The 18,127-nt window shown below is 36.3% G+C and carries 18 protein-coding genes and 1 pseudogene; 8 read left to right on the top strand and 11 right to left on the bottom strand.

Going from position 1 to position 18,127, the window contains the following annotated elements; translation table 11 throughout:
* The first annotated feature begins 41 nt into the window (after positions 1 to 41).
* Together AB1280_RS20235 and AB1280_RS20230 are read left to right on the top strand one after the other, a co-directional pair.
* On the top strand, positions 42 to 1,733 hold the full coding sequence (locus AB1280_RS20235) for a methyl-accepting chemotaxis protein (protein WP_429756795.1): 1,692 nt from the start codon (positions 42 to 44) through the stop codon (positions 1,731 to 1,733).
* A gap of 130 nt (positions 1,734 to 1,863) precedes the next feature.
* Positions 1,864 to 2,178: a metal-sulfur cluster assembly factor gene (locus AB1280_RS20230; protein WP_272189134.1), complete on the top strand. Its 315-nt coding sequence runs from the start codon at positions 1,864 to 1,866 to the stop codon at positions 2,176 to 2,178.
* Between the two features lie 41 nt (positions 2,179 to 2,219).
* Here the strand turns inward: AB1280_RS20230 and AB1280_RS20225 are convergent, their stop codons facing one another.
* The 3 genes from AB1280_RS20225 to AB1280_RS20215 all read right to left on the bottom strand — a co-directional run bounded on the left by AB1280_RS20225 (position 2,220) and on the right by AB1280_RS20215 (position 5,455).
* On the bottom strand, positions 2,220 to 3,869 hold the full coding sequence (locus AB1280_RS20225; RefSeq protein WP_429756794.1) for a M4 family metallopeptidase: 1,650 nt from the start codon (positions 3,867 to 3,869) through the stop codon (positions 2,220 to 2,222).
* A gap of 148 nt (positions 3,870 to 4,017) precedes the next feature.
* Complete coding sequence (locus AB1280_RS20220; RefSeq protein WP_429756793.1) at positions 4,018 to 4,716, bottom strand: pirin family protein; 699 nt, start codon at positions 4,714 to 4,716, stop codon at positions 4,018 to 4,020.
* A gap of 304 nt (positions 4,717 to 5,020) precedes the next feature.
* A complete protein-coding gene (locus tag AB1280_RS20215) occupies positions 5,021 to 5,455 on the bottom strand; it encodes a DUF3920 family protein (RefSeq protein ID WP_272189229.1) in 435 nt (144 codons plus the stop codon).
* 190 nt (positions 5,456 to 5,645) lie between these two features.
* Between AB1280_RS20215 and AB1280_RS20210 the strand changes: the two genes are divergently transcribed.
* A complete protein-coding gene (locus tag AB1280_RS20210) occupies positions 5,646 to 6,086 on the top strand; it encodes a Dps family protein (protein ID WP_272189132.1) in 441 nt (146 codons plus the stop codon).
* A gap of 295 nt (positions 6,087 to 6,381) precedes the next feature.
* Here the strand turns inward: AB1280_RS20210 and AB1280_RS20205 are convergent, their stop codons facing one another.
* A complete protein-coding gene (locus AB1280_RS20205) occupies positions 6,382 to 6,960 on the bottom strand; it encodes a TIGR00730 family Rossman fold protein (RefSeq protein WP_272189131.1) in 579 nt (192 codons plus the stop codon).
* 72 nt (positions 6,961 to 7,032) lie between these two features.
* Here AB1280_RS20205 and AB1280_RS20200 point away from each other — a divergent pair, with 72 nt between their 5' ends.
* The 4 genes from AB1280_RS20200 (at position 7,033) to AB1280_RS20185 (ending at position 10,248) form a co-directional block, all read left to right on the top strand.
* Positions 7,033 to 7,347 carry a MazG nucleotide pyrophosphohydrolase domain-containing protein gene (locus AB1280_RS20200; protein WP_429756792.1) on the top strand — a complete coding sequence of 105 codons (315 nt, stop codon included), beginning with the start codon at positions 7,033 to 7,035 and terminating at the stop codon, positions 7,345 to 7,347.
* A gap of 63 nt (positions 7,348 to 7,410) precedes the next feature.
* A complete protein-coding gene (locus tag AB1280_RS20195; protein WP_272189129.1) occupies positions 7,411 to 7,917 on the top strand; it encodes a ferritin in 507 nt (168 codons plus the stop codon).
* A gap of 667 nt (positions 7,918 to 8,584) precedes the next feature.
* The gene (locus AB1280_RS20190) at positions 8,585 to 9,025 is read left to right on the top strand and encodes a DUF1641 domain-containing protein (protein WP_272189128.1); all 441 of its coding nucleotides are present in this window, start codon (positions 8,585 to 8,587) and stop codon (positions 9,023 to 9,025) included.
* A gap of 44 nt (positions 9,026 to 9,069) precedes the next feature.
* Positions 9,070 to 10,248 carry an NAD(P)/FAD-dependent oxidoreductase gene (locus tag AB1280_RS20185; RefSeq protein WP_429756791.1) on the top strand — a complete coding sequence of 393 codons (1,179 nt, stop codon included), beginning with the start codon at positions 9,070 to 9,072 and terminating at the stop codon, positions 10,246 to 10,248.
* Between the two features lie 688 nt (positions 10,249 to 10,936).
* Here the strand turns inward: AB1280_RS20185 and AB1280_RS20180 are convergent.
* From AB1280_RS20180 to AB1280_RS20165, 4 genes and pseudogenes are all read right to left on the bottom strand, one after another.
* Positions 10,937 to 12,118: a NupC/NupG family nucleoside CNT transporter gene (locus tag AB1280_RS20180; protein ID WP_272189126.1), complete on the bottom strand. Its 1,182-nt coding sequence runs from the start codon at positions 12,116 to 12,118 to the stop codon at positions 10,937 to 10,939.
* Between the two features lie 303 nt (positions 12,119 to 12,421).
* Positions 12,422 to 13,846 (bottom strand): alanine/glycine:cation symporter family protein, encoded by a 1,425-nt coding sequence (locus AB1280_RS20175; RefSeq protein ID WP_429756790.1) that lies wholly within the window; start codon positions 13,844 to 13,846, stop codon positions 12,422 to 12,424.
* A gap of 186 nt (positions 13,847 to 14,032) precedes the next feature.
* A pseudogene (locus AB1280_RS20170) lies at positions 14,033 to 14,347 on the bottom strand (alanine:cation symporter family protein); the annotation flags it as partial.
* Between the two features lie 384 nt (positions 14,348 to 14,731).
* Positions 14,732 to 15,007: an ArsR/SmtB family transcription factor gene (locus AB1280_RS20165; RefSeq protein WP_272189124.1), complete on the bottom strand. Its 276-nt coding sequence runs from the start codon at positions 15,005 to 15,007 to the stop codon at positions 14,732 to 14,734.
* Between the two features lie 318 nt (positions 15,008 to 15,325).
* Between AB1280_RS20165 and AB1280_RS20160 the strand changes: the two genes are divergently transcribed.
* Positions 15,326 to 15,883, top strand: coding sequence for a DedA family protein (locus AB1280_RS20160; RefSeq protein WP_272189123.1), 558 nt, complete (start codon positions 15,326 to 15,328; stop codon positions 15,881 to 15,883).
* Between the two features lie 39 nt (positions 15,884 to 15,922).
* Here the strand turns inward: AB1280_RS20160 and AB1280_RS20155 are convergent, their stop codons facing one another.
* The 3 genes from AB1280_RS20155 to AB1280_RS20145 all read right to left on the bottom strand — a co-directional run bounded on the left by AB1280_RS20155 (position 15,923) and on the right by AB1280_RS20145 (position 18,027).
* Positions 15,923 to 16,045: a DUF4023 domain-containing protein gene (locus AB1280_RS20155; protein ID WP_035433200.1), complete on the bottom strand. Its 123-nt coding sequence runs from the start codon at positions 16,043 to 16,045 to the stop codon at positions 15,923 to 15,925.
* Positions 16,046 to 16,111: 66 nt separating this feature from the next.
* Positions 16,112 to 17,506: a DUF4179 domain-containing protein gene (locus AB1280_RS20150; protein WP_429756789.1), complete on the bottom strand. Its 1,395-nt coding sequence runs from the start codon at positions 17,504 to 17,506 to the stop codon at positions 16,112 to 16,114.
* Positions 17,476 to 18,027, bottom strand: coding sequence for a sigma-70 family RNA polymerase sigma factor (locus tag AB1280_RS20145; protein ID WP_429756788.1), 552 nt, complete (start codon positions 18,025 to 18,027; stop codon positions 17,476 to 17,478). Before AB1280_RS20145 ends, AB1280_RS20150 begins: the two co-directional genes overlap by 31 nt.
* Positions 18,028 to 18,127: the final 100 nt, after the last annotated feature.

Here is an 18,127-nt window from a genome sequence, read left to right as displayed (position 1 = left end):
TAATCTTTATAAATCAATTATTAAAAGGAGGATTTATCATTATGAAATACGTGAGCATTCGTAAAAAATTTATGTTTATGATGGGAACAATTTGTGCTTTATTTGGCATTGCATTAGCTTGTATTTTTTTCTTTGCCAACAAAGAAAACAATATAGCAACAACATTACAAAAAGATGTTGCACCGAAAGCAACGGTGTTAAAAGAGCGCAGTGATGCATATCAAGTACAAATCTCAGCGTTACGAGGCTATCTATTACAGCATAACCGTTCCGAACTAGATAAATTTCACGAAATGGAAAAACTACTAGAAGATACAAAAGGAAAACTACTAAACGATTCAAATACTCCTCAAAATATAAAAGATACAATTGAGTTAGGATCACAATGGAGTCGTTATATTAATGAAAAAGTGATTCCTCTCATTGACGAAGGGAAATGGGACGAATCACTAAAAGCGACTGCTGAACAAAACGGAACTGTTTATAAAGTAATCGGTGATTTCTCAAAATATAGTAACGATGAAAATGCGAAGTGCGATCAGCTTGTCCAACAATTGAAAGATTCATCCGTATTTGTTGAGGGGGTTGTCCTTATTTCTCTTGTTCTTTGTACAATTATTGCAATTGTCATAGCTTGGTTGTTCTCTGGTAAACTTGTGAAACCAATTGAAGAAATTGATACAAAGCTAAAAGAACTCGCATCCCAAGACGGCGATTTAACAGCACGATTACATGTAAAAAGCAATGACGAAATCGGCGAAATTGCCGCTTCCTTTAATCAAATGCTAGAAAATCTACAATATATTATTGGACAAGTGCAAAAAACATCTTTAAATGTACGCACTGCTTCTGAAAACATATTAAAAGAAACGAATATTTCTATGGATGCAACAACGAGTATCCAAGCAACAATGTCCGAATTAGAACATAGCATTCAAGTGCAAGTTTCTAGCATTGAAGAAAGTTCTACTGCAATGGATGATATGTCAGTTAGTGTACAGCGTATTGCCCAGTCTGCTTCCGACGTTGCAGAACTAGTTGTAACTACTTCTGACCGTGCAAGTGAAGGTAGTCAAGTAATCGAAAAATCAATTACACAGATGACAACAATTCATGACGCAGTGAATGCTACATCCCAAGTCGTCGAACGTCTAATCACTCATACAAAACATATTGATACAGCTGTCCAATCTATCTCTAATATCGCGGAACAAACGAATCTTCTTGCATTAAATGCTTCCATTGAAGCAGCACGGGCTGGAGAGCAAGGAAAAGGATTTGCCGTTGTTGCGGATGAAGTGCGTAAGCTTGCAGAACAATCAAAAGCCGCTGCAACGGGTATTAACCAGTTGCTTCATCATATTCAAGATGATACGAAAACTGCAAATTTGATGATGGAACAAGGTCAAGTAGAAGCTGCCCAAGGAATTACAGTAATTCGCGAAGCTGGTTCTTCTTTCGCAACCATTGTCGAACAAATTAATGCAGTATCTTCACAAATGCAAGAAGTTTCAGCGACTGCAGAAGAGATGGCTGCAAGTGCAGAAGAAATGAATGCTTCTCTTAATAATATTGCTTCGATCTCGGGTGAAGTAGCAGCAGAGACAACACAAACCGCAAACTCTGCAGGAGAGCAAGTACACATAATAAAAGACATGTCTGGTAAATCACAGCAGATGAAACATGTTGTAGAAGAACTTGACACACTTGTTTCCCGTTTTAAAACAGAGTAGTAACAAAAGCATTCCTTGTTATAGGGAATGCTTCTTTCTATGTAAAAAATACTGTGAGCTAGATCACTGCACCTTTATTGCAAATCCGTTATAATGAGAATAAATATCAATCATGAACAGAGGTGCTACTATGTCTCAAACTTTAGAAGATAAAGTATATGCCAACTTGGAGGCTGTTATTGATCCTGAGCTTGGCGTCGATATTATAAATCTTGGATTAGTATATGACGTTACAACTGACGAACAACAGAATGCCGTCATTACAATGACAATGACTTCTATCGGTTGTCCAATGGCTGGGCAAATTGTATCTGATGTCAAAATGGTATTAGCAACAAATGTTCCTGAATTAAACGAAATTGAAGTAAATGTTGTTTGGAATCCACCATGGACAAAAGAGCGCATGTCCAGGTTTGCTAAAATCGCATTAGGCATTCGTGATTAAATGAGAAAAAAGACCTGATATGAGTCAGGTCTTTTCGTTTCTCACTTTACTCCTACTGCATCATATGCTTTCTTTACAGCTTGTACTTCTTTAGAATTTTGTCCGTATAAATCTGTAGCCGCTTGAATTGCAGCTTGGCGCATCATCTTAAAGTTTGAGTTTGCAGTTAAATATTTTGAAAGAGCGCGGTAATAAATTTTTTCTGTTGCTTCGCGGCCTACACCATTTACAGTAACACCGTAATGCTTGCCACCTTCAGAAACTAAATATGCCGCTTTGTTGTTAATGCTGCTGTTAATATGAACACCGCCATTATCAAAGTTTCCTGTGTAACGCTTGCTATAATGATCTGGATAGCCTTCACTTGGCTTTAATGGATTTGGAATAGAAGCTGGGTCTCTTAAAGAACGCAGTGCATCCCCTGATGTACCTGGTGTATAAATGTCTTCCCCAAGCTCCCAATCATCACGGTCAACCATTGCTCCCATAATATCAGATAACGATTCATTTAATGCGCCAGACTCATTTTTGTACACTAGATTTGCAGTGTACTCTGTTACTGCGTGAGTCAGCTCATGTGCGATAACATCTAGTCCAGCTGATAATGGAATGAATACCTCACCATCACCATCACCATACATCATTTGGACACCGTTCCACGCTGCGTTATTCCAGCCTTCCCCAACATGAACAGTAGAAATCAACTTCGCTCCTTCGTTATCAAAGGAATTACGATTGAATGTTTTCTTATAATAATCGTATACTTTCTCAGCATTAGCGTGCGCATCAACAGCTGCTTTATCCTCGAAGAATTTATTTTTACTTTCTATTTCCTCACCGGTATATCCAAGCCATTGTGAGAATAGGTTGAACCAATTTTCATCCATATTTTGTGCATCAAATGTATGAACACCTTTTCCACGTGTTCCATCGAATAAATAAAAAGCTCCAGTTTTTGAGTCCTGTGCCATTTCAAAACTTGTTCGATTTCCCATTACACCGTAACCAAACCCAGTAATATGATCAATCGCATTGTACTTCTCAATGACATTTCCGTTTGTTGCATCAACGAAATAATGCCAATAGCCTGGTGCTGGCTTTGAAGTAGATGCTTTTACAAGATAAGACAGATAATATTGTCCATCTTTTTCATATACATACAAATCTTTTTTAATACCATCATAGTTATCTACTTTTCCAATTTCTTTCTCAATATCAGCCTTTGCGATATTTACAGCCTCATCTTCTGAAATGCTCGCATTCGCTGGAATATTTTTATCTTCTAAATTCGGGATAACTTGTCCGAAAAACGCTTTTACATTATTATCTTTATCCAGTGCTACTGTTTGATCAGATCCATAAACAGGAACACCGTTATGTTTTTCAATAAGCTTCATATGTGTCGTTTCTGCTTGTGCATCTTTTTCTTCACCAACGATTTCAAAATGTTTCTCCATATTTCCTGCTAATTTAAACATGTCTTTTTTACCATTTAAATACTCAAACACCGTTTCTTTTTTATCTAGCCCTTCCGGTGCTTTCCACTCTTCTCCAATATAAGATGGTGTCTGAAACTCTTGGTTGTACTGAATTTTTTGCTCATCTGCATATGTACTTGATGTACCTAATGTCGTAAATGCTCCTAAAGCCATAGACAAAGCTACCGTTGAAGATAGAACTTTCTTTTTCAAAAAACAACACTCCCCATCCCTATTTTTTTACACTTTTATACAGTTCTAGGATAATTAGCAATATCCTTTATTTAATTTTTTAGAAAATTTCGACATAATATTCAAAAAAATAGTAGCGTCCTATTTAGACGCTACCCTTGGAAGATACTTATTGTTTCTTCATCTCAATTACTAAATAATGAGCTGTTTCCAATGCTTGAATGCGAATATCTTCTTCAATTGCTTCTGCTGCATCTCTCATTACTAGCGTTTCACCATTCACAACACCGCTTCCTTCAATTTGAACCAAATAAGCTTGGCGTCCTTCACCAACTGAGAATGTGATCTCTTTTCCTTTTTCTAGAGCAAGAGAGTACAAGTTTGCATCTTGATGAATTTCAATCGGTGCACCGCCATCAATTGGCGAAACCATGTGGAACCATGTATTCTCACGTTTATTCCAATCAAATTTAAATTCACCGTAATTTGGTGTATGACCAGCACGGTCTGGTAAAATCCAAATTTGCAAAAGGCGCAATGTTTCATCGCCTAAGTTGTGCTCACTATGGAAGACACCTGTTCCAGCACTCATATATTGCACATGTCCACGCTCAATTGTTCCGCGGTTCCCCATACTATCTTGGTGTGTTAATGCTCCGTCCACTACGTAAGAAATAATCTCCATATCACGGTGCGGATGCATCTCAAATCCGGTTTGCGCTGCTACTAAATCATCATTAATAACGCGAAGTGCACCGAATCTCATATTACTTGGATTATAGTAATCTGCAAATGAAAAATGAAAATGTGTATTTAACCAAACGTGATTTGCTCTTCCCATTTGTTTATGATCAACTTTATTAAACATAGTATTCACCTCATATTATCTCGAATTCGAGATATTTATTTAAAATTTTTTGAACTGTACTTAATTATTCCAACAGTTGCTTCTGCTTCTCGCGAATGAGCTTTACTTGCAAGAGGAACTACTTCTGTATATTCCCCTATCTGATTTGTATGAATGTATTAAATTGTGCTGCAGACAAATCTCATTATTTTTAAATGTTGATTCGTCTTGCTTAGCATCGTAACTACAGTTTAGAACTAAACTTAATAATTGTCAATTACTTTATTTTAATAAGTTATGAACTAAAATATAGCAAAAATATATTTTAGTTCATATATCTTCTCCTATATTCTCTCAGCTTTCTCTTCGCAAACACTCTTGCATCTTTTTCAATCCAACGCTTTTCATACATTTCATCTCCAACGTACAATAACTTACGTTCATGCTGCATATCGTGCCGAAACTCATGCAACAATGTTTCTAATACGCTCTCATACTTCTCCCACATACAAACAAAAATAAGTCGCTTTTCTTTATGATAAAACCCGCTTAAAGGAAATAAAAACTCTTCTTCCTCTTCTCCTAATCGTATTAGCACATCATTCGTTTCACACGTATCACAGAAAATAACAGGCACCTCACGTCGTTCAATTAATGAGAAAACATCGCTCTTCACTTGGTGTATATCCCACGGAAAATCGTCATCAAGTACATACCAGTTCCCAGCTTGTTGATAGATCCTTTCAAATGGGAGCTGCATTTTCATTCTCCTTTCTCTTTACTCTCTGTTACTTGTATGTCACATTAGCTCTTATTTTAAACATCCATGTGGGTCACAAAATGTTTAAAATTATATATGCAAAAAGGATTGATTTTATACCTGTTATTAGATTATAATAATTATAAATTAACAAATAGTATAAAATAAAAATTTAAAGGGGATTGATCACATGAACACACGAGTAATTGAAACATTAAACAAACAAGTAGCAAACTGGAACGTTTTATTCACAAAATTACACAATTTCCACTGGTACGTTACAGGACCTCAATTCTTTACACTTCATGAGAAATTCGAACAATTTTATACAGAAGCAGCTACGCACATCGATGAAATTGCAGAACGTATTTTAGCAGTTGGTGGCAAACCAGTAGCAACAATGAAAGAATATTTAACATTATCTTCTATTCAAGAAGCAGCTTACGGAGAAACTGCAGAAGGGATGGTCGAAACAATTATGAAAGACTACGAAATGATGCTAGGGGAATTGAAAAAAGGCATGGAGATCGCCCAAGACACAGACGACGAAATGACATCTGACCTACTACTTGGCATCTACACAGAACTTGAAAAACACGCATGGATGTTACGCGCATTCTTGAATCAATAAGAAAAACGGAGCTGGACAATTAGAAAAGCAGAAGCCACTCGCTCAGAACAGGAGGGCGCCCACGCTCCTGGACATAGAGACGCTTTTTGCCTCGGAGGAAGGCGCGAAACGACCGACTGATCTAGCTGCTGGAGCTAGATCATTAGAAAAATCTCTGATATATCGACGTAAATGCACCATTTATCGACAATTTTCACAGTATATCAGCGATTCGACACAACTTTAAGACCCTCCAACAATATTCGATGCACAACACATACAAAAAAACCGAGCGGGATCCCCCACTCGGTTTTTATCATGTTAATTGCTTCCACTTGTTCCCCATAACTGGTCGTTTATAATTCTTCATTTGCACAAATAATTCATTAGCTGTTTGTGCAGAGACAAGTAATTCTTTATTTGATGGATTCATAAATCCTTCTTCTGCTGCACGGTCCACCATTTGTAATAATGGTGTATAGAATTCTGCAATGTTGAGCAATCCAACAGGCTTTTCATGAATCCCGATTTGCGACCAACATACAACTTCGAACAGCTCTTCAAATGTTCCATATCCGCCTGGCAATGCAATAAATGCATCAGCAAGTTCACTCATTTTCGCTTTTCTTTCATGCATTGTCTCTACTTCAATTAATTCTGTTAAACCGTGATGAACAATTTCTCCTCTAAATAATCCCCGCGGCATGACGCCTGTTACACGGCCGCCTAGCTCTAATACTTGATTTGCAACTTCTCCCATTAACCCAACGCAAGAACCGCCATATACAAGCTCTATATTATTTTGAACTAATATTTCCCCAAGCTGACGAGCTTCATTTTGAAACTCTGGACGTTCCCCAACATTTGATCCTGCAAACACACAAACCCGTTTCATTCTGCCACCCCAAAACCATATATTGTTATGCTACAATGTAATCATACTACATATTGAGAGGATGGGGAAAGGATGAATACGAATGAATTTCAAAATTGGGTGGAACAATTTTATCATAAACGCGGATGGGCCCAATATAATTCTTTTATTCGCGTTAATTTTTTAGCAGAAGAAGTTGGCGAAGTTTCTCGCGTTATACGCGCTATCGAAATCGGTCGTGATCGCCCAGATGAAACGGCGAAGAACGAAGAAGAACTAATAATAGAATTAAAAGAGGAACTTGGAGATGTACTAGGAAACCTTATTATTTTAGCGCAAAAATATGACCTAGACTTGCAAGATATTATGGAAGCACATGTAAAAAAACTTTCCAAACGATTTGAATAATAAGTGAGAATTATTTTCAATTATGCTATGATTACATTGTACTAATATGAAAGGGGTCTTTTTATGTTATCTCCAAAATTACGCGACGCATTAAATGATCAAATGAACTTTGAATTTTACTCGGCCCATGTGTATATGGCAATGGCAGCATACTGTACATCAGAAAGCTATGATGGATTTGCAAACTTCTTTCTTGTACAAGCAGAGGAAGAGCGTTTCCATGCTATGAAGCTGTACAATTACATTAACGATCGCGGTGAGCGTGCAATCATCACTGGATTTGAGCATCCAAATAACGAATACGAATCGATTTTATCTGCTTTTGAAATTGCCCTTGAGCATGAACGTGAGGTTACAAAACGTATTTATAACTTATCTGATATTGCATGGGATGAACGCGAACATGCTACCATCACCTTCTTAAAATGGTTCGTTGATGAGCAAGTAGAAGAAGAGGCGTCTTTCGATAGTATCATTCAAAAATTAAAACGTATTACAAGTGATTCAAACGCATTGTTTATGTTAGATGCAGAATTAGAAAAACGCACATTTACTCCGCCTGCTGAGTAAACAAAAAAGCGATGAGCCCGATGCTCGTTGCTTTTCTTATTTTATCCCGCTATTCGTGGACAGTAAGACCCCCACTGATTAAAGTTTCACTTTATAACATAACCCCAGCGATAATCGTTGATAAAACACTTACTAATGTAGCACTGTATACAAGTTTTAATCCGAAAGAAGATACATTTTTAACGGGAAAAATGTACAAAAAAATCATAAATCAACCACTTTCGTCGAGTTATGATTCTTACATTGTAAACTTGGAATAAAACAACAGGTATAACGCCCTGTAAGTTCGTAGATTATAGTCATTAAAATCGAATGCTTAATAATCATTTTTATGTTAACATAGGTGTATTGTAGTATATAATATACTCAGTTCGTAGACAAAGTCTTTTACTGGACAAGTCCATAAGCTAGAGGAAGCAACTAGCCTTTTAAAATTTACTATTTCGGATTCAGTGATTACTTATAGTTCATTCGAATGTTGCAACGATTTGAAAAGACATATTCACGGGCAATAGTAACTTTAAGAGCATATTGCTCTAAATCTTTGTGTAAAATTTTACAAATTTCCTCGAGTTGTTACGGACGAAGAAATCTTATCTGTAATGGGGGATCTTCTTTCATTCCCCAAAAATTTAAGAAGTATTGCTATCGTAAAGGAGAATTGGAGATGCCAGAAACAATCACTCAAACAAAGCCTGAACAAGAATCATTACAAACTTCTGCTAACCTAGGACAGCTTGATGTACTTGATCAGCTATTAAAACCTGAAATTCAAGAGTCTTTAACTACATTAGTAGATCAACTTCCAAAATTAACTGAGCTCGTTAACATTTTAACAAAGTCTTATGATTTCGCTCAAGCAGTCGCTACTGATGAAGTATTAAAAAATGATACTGTTGGCGCAATCCAAGAACTTGCAGAACCTGTAAAAGATACAGTGAAAACCATTGCTGCAACTGCTATCGAAGCGAAAGATCGCGCTGAAGAAAGCAACGAAGTTATCGGTCTTTTTGGCCTTTTAAAAATGCTAAAAGATCCGCAAGCACAAAAAATGTTTCGTTTTGTAAACGCTTATCTTCAAATTACTGCAGAACGCAATCATAAATAATTCTTTCTTACACAACAATTAGTAAAGACGGGGGATATCATACTATGTCAAAACAAATTGTCATCTTAGGTGCTGGTTATGGCGGACTTCTTGCAGCTTTAAATGTACGTAAACATTACAGCAAATCAGAAGCACAAGTTACAGTTATCAACCAATATCCAACACATCAAATTATTACGGAACTACACCGCCTTGCAGCAGGAAATATTGCTGAACAGGCAATTGCTATGCCATTAGAAAAACTTTTCAAAGGCAAAGATATCGATCTTAAAATCGCAACAGTTGAGTCATTCTCGGTAGACAAAAAAGAAGTAAAATTAGCCGATGGCAATACTTTATCTTACGACGCTCTTGTAGTTGCTTTAGGAAGTAAAACAGCTTACTTTGGCATCCCAGGATTAGAAGAAAACAGCATGGTATTAAAATCTGCAAACGATGCAAACAAAATCTTCAAACATGTTGAAGAACGCATTCAAGAATACGCGAAAACAAAAAATGAAGCTGACGCAACAATCGTAATCGGCGGCGGCGGATTAACTGGCGTTGAACTAGTTGGTGAACTTGCTGATATTATGCCAAAACTTACAAAAAGCCACGGGGTAAATCCGAAAGACATCAAACTATTGCTTGTTGAAGCAGGTCCAAAAATCCTTCCAGTATTACCGGATGATTTAATTGAACGTGCAACTACTAGCTTAGAAGCACGTGGCGTTCAATTCTTAACAGGCCTTCCTGTAACAAACGTTGAAGGCAATACAATTGATTTAAAAGATGGTCAAAAAATCGTTGCAAATACGTTCGTTTGGACAGGTGGCGTTCAAGGTAACCCTCTAGTAGGTGAATCAGGTCTTGAAGTAAACCGCGGCCGTGCAACTGTTAACGAATACCTTCAATCTACTTCTCATAAAGACGTATTCGTTGCAGGTGACAGTGCAGTTGTCTTCGGTCCAGAAGGCCGTCCATATCCGCCAACAGCACAAATCGCTTGGCAAATGGGCGAACTAATTGGCTACAATCTATATGCACATCTAGAAGAAAAAGCATTCGAAGAGTTTGCACCAGTAAACTCTGGAACACTTGCAAGTTTAGGCCGTAAAGATGCGGTTGCTATCATCGGAGCAAGCTCAACTCCACTTAAAGGCTTACCAGCATCTCTAATGAAAGAAGCAAGTAACGTTCGTTACTTATCACACATTAAAGGTCTATTCAGCTTAGCTTATTAAGATGAATGATAACCCGAATCATGTTTATTTATGATTCGGGTTTTTATTTGATCAAAATTCTCTACATAAATTATTCGACAAGAAAGTGACATACACCTTTTGAAATTTCTAAATATACTGTCTACCTTGTTACAATTTTGTGTATTGTAAATATTCTATGTACTCCTCTTTCTTTTTAGACGGTAAAAAGCAGTTCGCCATGCCTAGGCGAGCACAGAGGCAGTAGAGTAGAAAACTGAAACGGATTTCTTTACAGATAGCTTCCCCTCATCAAACCGTACGTGAGGCATACCATCCTCCTTACCCGAAGGGATTCTTCGATGTTGCATTTCCAAGTTCTTCACATCTTCTATCGTCTTCACCTATTAACTCCAGGCTCGACTTTCTCCTATTGCTAGGGGGCTCTGACGAGGCTGCAAGCTGCACTTTATGTTACGGCCTGCTAATTCGCTTGCACTTCTAGTAAGAAGTTACTTTGTCGCAGGACTTCAATCTCATAATTTCTCCCCCGTTTGCCTGTCAGCTACTAGGCAACTTGATTCTTACCTAGACTGGACTTTCACTAGTGAGCAGCGTCCAGCTTAGCTGGGCACGCAACAAAAAAAGCAATGAGCCCGATGCTCATTGCTTTTCTTATTTTATCCCGCTATTCGTGGGCAGTAAGACCTCCACTGATTAAAGTTTCATCTTATAACATAACCCCAACGATAATTGCTGATAACACACTTACTAATGTTGCACCGTATACAAGTTTTAATCCGAAAGAAGATACAACATTTGCTTGTTTTTCATCGATACTCTTCGTTGCACCTGCGATAATTCCGATAGATGAGAAGTTCGCAAATGATACAAGGAATACAGATAAAATACCAATTGTACGAGGTGTTAAATGAGCTGCTGCCTTTCCTAAATCAAGCATCGCAACGAATTCGTTTGTTACTAATTTTGTTGCCATAATTTGTCCAGCTGTTACCATCTCGGATGATGGAATACCCATGATGAACGCTAATGGTGAGAACACATATCCTAAGATCGTTTGGAATGTAATACCGAAAATAGAATCAAATAGACCGTTAATTGCTGCCATCAATGCGATGAATCCGATTAACATTGCTGCTACTGTAACTGCAATTGAAAATCCTAACATAATGTACTCGCCTAGCATTTCGAAGAACGTTTGGTGCTTGTCCTCTTTCAACTCTAAAATATCTTCCTCTTCACTCACATCATAAGGATTTAAAATATGAATGATAATAAATCCACTAAATAAGTTTAAAACAAGTGCTGTTACAACATACTTAGGGTCAAGCATTTTCATGTAAGAACCAACGATTGACATGGAAACTGTTGACATAGAAGATGCACAGAGTGTATATAAACGATTTTTTGGTAACTTACTTAGTTGATCTTTTACTGTAATGAAAACTTCACCTTGGCCAACAATTGCCGCTGCTACTGCATTATAAGATTCTAATCTTCCTAAACCATTTACTTTACTTAATAAGAATCCGATTGCTTTAATAATGACTGGTAAAATTCTAAGATGTTGCATAATTCCAATTAACACCGCTAAGAAAATAATTGGAAGTAATACAGAAAGGAAAAATGTGAATTCTCCTTTATTTACCATTCCACCGAATACAAAGTTAATTCCAGCATCCGCAAATTTTAAAATTGTACTAAATCCATCAGAAATTCCTTTAATTAAATAATATCCAATCTGTGTATTTAGTAAGAAATATGATAATCCTAATTGAATAATAAGCATAATAGCAATTGGCTTATATTTAATCTTTTTCCGATCGCTACTTACAAGAAACGCTAATATAAATACAGCAATTAATCCGACAAGAAACATGACAAATTTCATACCTGAATCCTCCATTTTGTAGTCTAGTCTACCATGATGTACCAGTCGTCTAACGATAGACGTCTGACAATTTAGATTAAAAAAATAATTCCCTTAAAAACAATTTACCACTCACATTAGTAAGCGTTTGCATTAACCGAAATTCTATACTGAATAATTATTCTGGCATATGAGAATGATATCATTTAATTTCATCCATAAACTGATTGTAAGCGTTATCTTTGCAAAAAGCAATACATTTTTAACGGGAAAAATAGACAAAAAAAGGAACATAGAGTCCCGCCTCTATGCTCCTTCGCGTTACTAACCTACTTGTTCTTCCTTTTCACTCACTGGATTTTCCCAGCATTCTGCATTTTTTAGTCCTGGGATAGAACTTGCATGGAATACAGGATCTTTCCCTTGTTTCTTCTGCTTCATATAGTCTGTAAGTGCAGCAAATGCATATTTACCAAGAAATGCAATCGCAATTAAATTTATGATAACCATAAAGCCCATAAATAAATCCGCTAAATCCCATACAAATTGGATCTTTGCAACCGAACCAAATACAATCATAGCTAACACGCTGATTCGGTATACCATCAACCATACTTTACTGTTTTTTAAGAATCGAATATTTGTTTCTCCGTAATAATAGTTACCAATTAACGCACCGAATCCAAATAGGAAAATAAAGATAGCAAGACACCCTGATGCCCAAGAGCCTACATGTTCACTTAATGCTGCTTGTGTAAGTGCAATACCATTTAGCTCTGGTTGTTTGTATGCATCAGAAAGTAAAATAATAAATGCTGTGCTTGTACAGACAATCAATGTATCCGTTAATACGCCAAATGCTTGAATAAGTCCTTGTTTCACCGGATGGCTTGTTGTTGCCGTTGCGGCAACGTTTGGCGCACTTCCCATACCAGCTTCATTTGAGAATAAACCACGTTTAACCCCATGCATGAGCGCTGCACCAATTGAACCGCCTGCTACTTGTTTAAAGCCAAATGCGTTTTGAACAATAAGAGAAAGAACTTCCGGCATTTTTGTTATGTTTGTAATTATAACAAATAATGCAATACCAATGTATAACACCGCTAGAAACATTACCTTGTATTCAGCTATTTTTGCAATACGCTGCACACCGCCAAAGATAATCCCAGCAAAGGCAACAGCCATAATAATTCCTAAAGTGAAACGATCTGTACCAAATGCATTCTCAAAAGCAATTGTAACGGTATTTGATTGGACAGAATTAAATACAAGACCGAAAGTAATCGTAATTAAAATAGAGAACAATACTCCCATCCAACGTTTGTTTAATCCTTTTTCCATATAATAGGATGGACCACCACGGAAACCATTTTTATCTTTTACTTTATATATTTGCGCTAACGTACTTTCAACAAAGCTTGATGCCGAGCTAATAATAGAAATAATCCACATCCAAAATACTGCTCCAGGACCGCCTAATGCAATCGCAATTGCAATTCCTGTGATATTTCCCGTTCCAACGCGAGCAGCCATACCAATACAGAACGCTTGAAATGGGGAAACTTCATCTTTAGAACCAGCTTTCCCTTCCATTAACACACGGACCATTTCCTTTAACATTCGAAACTGTACAAATCTCGATTTAAATGTGAAATAAATTCCGCCAGTAACAAGCATAATAATTAACAATTTAGACCATAGAAAATCATTTGTTACTCCCAATAGATTCGTCAAAAATTGTTCCATATCATCACCTCATATCAAAATTTAGTAGCCTAAGCCATATAAAATAATCTTATTTTTCCGACATAAATAAACTCGCCTCATATACACATGTAACCGTACAGCTAATAGCTGCACCATCATGCTTGTTCTGTATGCCGAATTTTTAAATTGGACTTATATATAAGCTCAAGTCCAAATGCATTCTTAATTCTTACAAGCAACTGTAAATGCGTTTGCTTGTACAGAGTTGAAAATCAGTCATAACTACTTGTAATTAAGTTGGAGAATAATACTCTCCCATCCAATGTTTATTTAAACCTTCCCCCATATAATAAGCTGGACCTCTCATGGAAATCGCTAGTGCTACCCCTGCTAAGTTCCCGATCCCGTACAGGCTGCAGAACTCATACAAAAAGCTTGGAAAGAAAAATAAAGGCCTAAGCCAATTAACATCGCAATAATTACATAAGTCCATAGAATATTATTCGTTGCTCCAACGAGTTTTTCTAAAATGCTAATCATGTTGTCCCCCCCTTTTTCTTACACAGATTTAATTGTAATTTAAATACATTCAAAAATCAACAATTTTCGACAAAATAACAATTTCATATCATATTATCTCTTGAATACTCTGTTTTTCTTCAAAATACTCGAAAATACAAGCGCTTACAATAAATTGTCCCATGTCACAATTTCTAACACGGAAATATAATCCATAAAAAAAGCACAATCCCCCTAACCGAATTGTGCTTTTTGGTATGAATTTATATAAGTTACTGCTATGCAGAACAAAATACGACCTGCGATTCTTCTCTCTATAAATCGTTTAACAGTCTAATATTATATTTTAGAGTCTACAATAAAATATTAGACTGTTAAAAAATGTAAAAATACCATCATTTTCATTTAAATAATATTAGCTACAATCTCTCGCGCGCGATTGTCCACTACTTCATAATAAATTTCTAACCCTTTTCGAGTGCCCGAAACAACTTTCGCAGCTTTTAATTTTGCTAAATGTTGGCTAACTGTACTTTGAGGCATTTCCAATTTCTCATGCATCGTTGTTACATTCGTAGGTCCTTTTGTAATTAATGTTTCAACTAAATTTAAACGCACTGGATGTGCCAATACTTTTAATACCTCTGCAATATCTTCATATCTTTCTACTGTTTCAACCATATTCCATTTCTCCTTTATATATATATAGTGATTACGATGATTCATTATATTATTCGAAGAGAACTATCATTTTATGTCCGTTGTTTGAAAAAAGTTTAAAAAAGTTCAAATTCTTTTTAGAAATAAAATTAACAACGTTTATTTTTGGCTCTGAAACGAAAATTACTATAATAAAGAAACATAGTAATGATTGCGCGTAATTGGGTGAAACTAAGAGACATATACAACAGTTCTTATTGCAGATGAAATGGAAGGTGATCACAAATAGAACAGCACTTAAATTATGTCATTTCGCACTATGGATATTTCGGACTAATCATGGCATTAGTTGGGGGAATTATTGGATTACCAATACCAGATGAAACGTTATTAACTTTTGTAGGATATTATATATTTCAAGGGAAAATGCACTTCTCTATCGCCTTATTAAGTGCATGGTTTGGCTCGGCAGTTGGTATTTCCCTTAGTTACATATTAGGAAAAAGACTTGGGCTTCCCTTCTTAAAGAAATTCGGTCCTAAAATGCACATTACAGAAAATAAAATTGCTCGGACACAAACCCTCTTTCAAAAAATCGGTCCTCCCTTACTGATTTTTGGCTACTTCATTCCAGGTGTGCGACATGTTACTGCCTATTTAACCGGCATTTCCAGTCTGCGCATTCGGACATTTTGTCTGTACGCTTATCTAGGAGCATTCATATGGAGCTTTACTTTTATTCAATTAGGATTAGTATTCGGGAAAGATTGGCATCTAATCAACCATTATGTTCACCGTTATGGGCTTATTTTATTAGTTGTATTAATTATTTTTGCCGTTCTTGCCGCTTTGGCTTTTCTATACATCCGCAGAAAAAAAACAAATGCAACACAATGAAATCAAGAAAACCCACCTTCAAAAAGGTGGGTTTCTTCTTTATTTATGCGTTTTATTCGGCTTTTTTTTGCCCGGGTTTCCGTTGCCTTGACGCTTTTTATTACGCTCTGCTTTCTCCTGTGTATCGTGCAGTTTCTCTACAAAATTACTACTGTTATCCACTGTTGTAGCCTCCTTGGTTATCGTTCTTTTGTTACTATAACCAAGTACAGATAAAATCATGAGATATTATTTTACTTTAATCTTAACAGGCGGTAATACTTTTTCAGGATGATACACCGACATCTCCACTTCTAGTACATAATCCTTTAAGCTGAAATTCTTCACGCCGTATTCTCCATCCAATCGGAACGTTGCTTGAAATTGCAATTTTTCCTCATCTAATACTTTCACAGTGCTTCCCTTTACAACATGACCAATCGGTGCAAATTCCTTATCTATATACGCAGAACCCTTGAGGTTCATAACTTCACCACGGTTAATTAGCTCATCCATAGATATATGCTTCCTATCCACATTTTGAAGTGTGTAATTCACAATTAATCGCTTGTTCTTATGCTGGATTTTATTCACAATTATTTTGAAGTCACTACGTGTGCTCTTAATTTCAAATGGTGTTTTTTTATCTAACTTCATAATTACCGGTTTTTCAGATAAACGAACAAGAGGATATATTGTAATGAATTCCGCACTATCAGGAATTTTCCCGAAGATAGAACGTCCTTCAGATTCTACATGATCGCCCACTTTTTCTCTTTCAAGCTCAATTCCTGAACTGGACAAATGAATTTTTTTTCCTTTATCATCTGTTATTTTTTCGATTAGCGCTAAGTCTTTCTCTCCTACAAACGGATAAATTGCTTTGTAATCAATCGTTGTTGCACCTTTACCGATTGTAATACTTTCAAAGTTAACTGTATGCTGCTGATCCTCACTGCTAATGGATTGCTGCAAGTTAATCTTTTTATTATCTAATTGCTTCACAGGGACATCAAATTTCCAGAACCCTTTCGTTTCGCCAATAGATGTAATGGTGATTGGTAATGTTGTGTTTGGTGGTAATTCTTTTTCCGGATAATTAATACGGATATTACCAAGCCAACCATTTTCCGTTCTCCTCCCAATCCACGAAGCGGAACTCTGCCATTTCCGACTCCCATCAACAAGTTTAAAATCGTAATCAAACTCATTAGCAAAAATCTTTCCTATCCTTACTTTTTTAGGATTATCCACTTTAAATACGACACTAATCCGTCCGCCATCGTAATACACACTTCTCATCGTTACACTAACACCATTGCTTACTGCTTGTTGATTCAACTCTGTTACAAGTTTACTTTCTGTGAGATCTTGTCCCATCGTATCATGAAAATAATCATACACTTTCCCTATTAGCGGAACTTCCGCTAGTACACGATTCATCTGCGGGAAAACAAATCCCGAACCTAGTACACCTATACATACTGATGCAGCAGCTAACCATGCAATCTTTCTTCGTTTATATTTTCTTTTTGTTGGTTTTTCTTGCTTTGCTCTATTCATACCATTTTTTATCGCGCTCTGTAAGTCTTCCCGCGGAACTTCAATTTTGTTTATTTCATCATTAACCCACTGTTTATCCAATTCTCATCACTCCCTCCTAATAATTTCTTTAACGATTTTCTTGCTCGATGCAAATACGTTTTGACAGTTCCTTCAGGCACATTCATATGCCACGCAATTTGGTTTATCGGAAGATCATAATAATAATGTAAAATAATAACAGTTTGATAGTTTTCATCTAGTTTTCCAATTGCTACTTGTAAGTCAATGTTTTGCTCAATTCGGTTTGCTACGTTTCGTAGATCTCTACATTCTCTGCTATCTTCTAATTGTTGAACCTTCTTCTTCTCATTTAGTACTTGATAAGCATTATGTATTAAAATACGCGTCAACCACGTCAGAAAAAAGTTTGGTTTTTGTAATTGCTCTAAAGATACGTACGCTTTATAAACTGTTTCTTGTACGATATCTAAGGCATCTTCTTTATTTTGCACATACATGTAAGCTGTGCGATATAATTGGTCTTGATAAAAACTAATGAGCTGTTCAAACGCTGCATCATCACCTTTTTTCGCTTTTTTCACTAATTTTATTTCATCCATCTTATCCCTCCTTCCACTTATTAGATAGGATATGGAATGTTTTGGTTTCAAAAATTTTTATTTCTTGCATAAAAAAACGCCCCAACAAAGCTTGAGACGT

The sequence above is a fragment of the Bacillus sp. S10(2024) genome, assembly GCF_050473865.1.
Classification (GTDB): Bacteria; Bacillota; Bacilli; order Bacillales; family Bacillaceae_G; genus Bacillus_A.
Note: the sequence above shows the minus strand (reverse complement) of the source record. Positions and strands in the feature narration are given on the sequence as shown.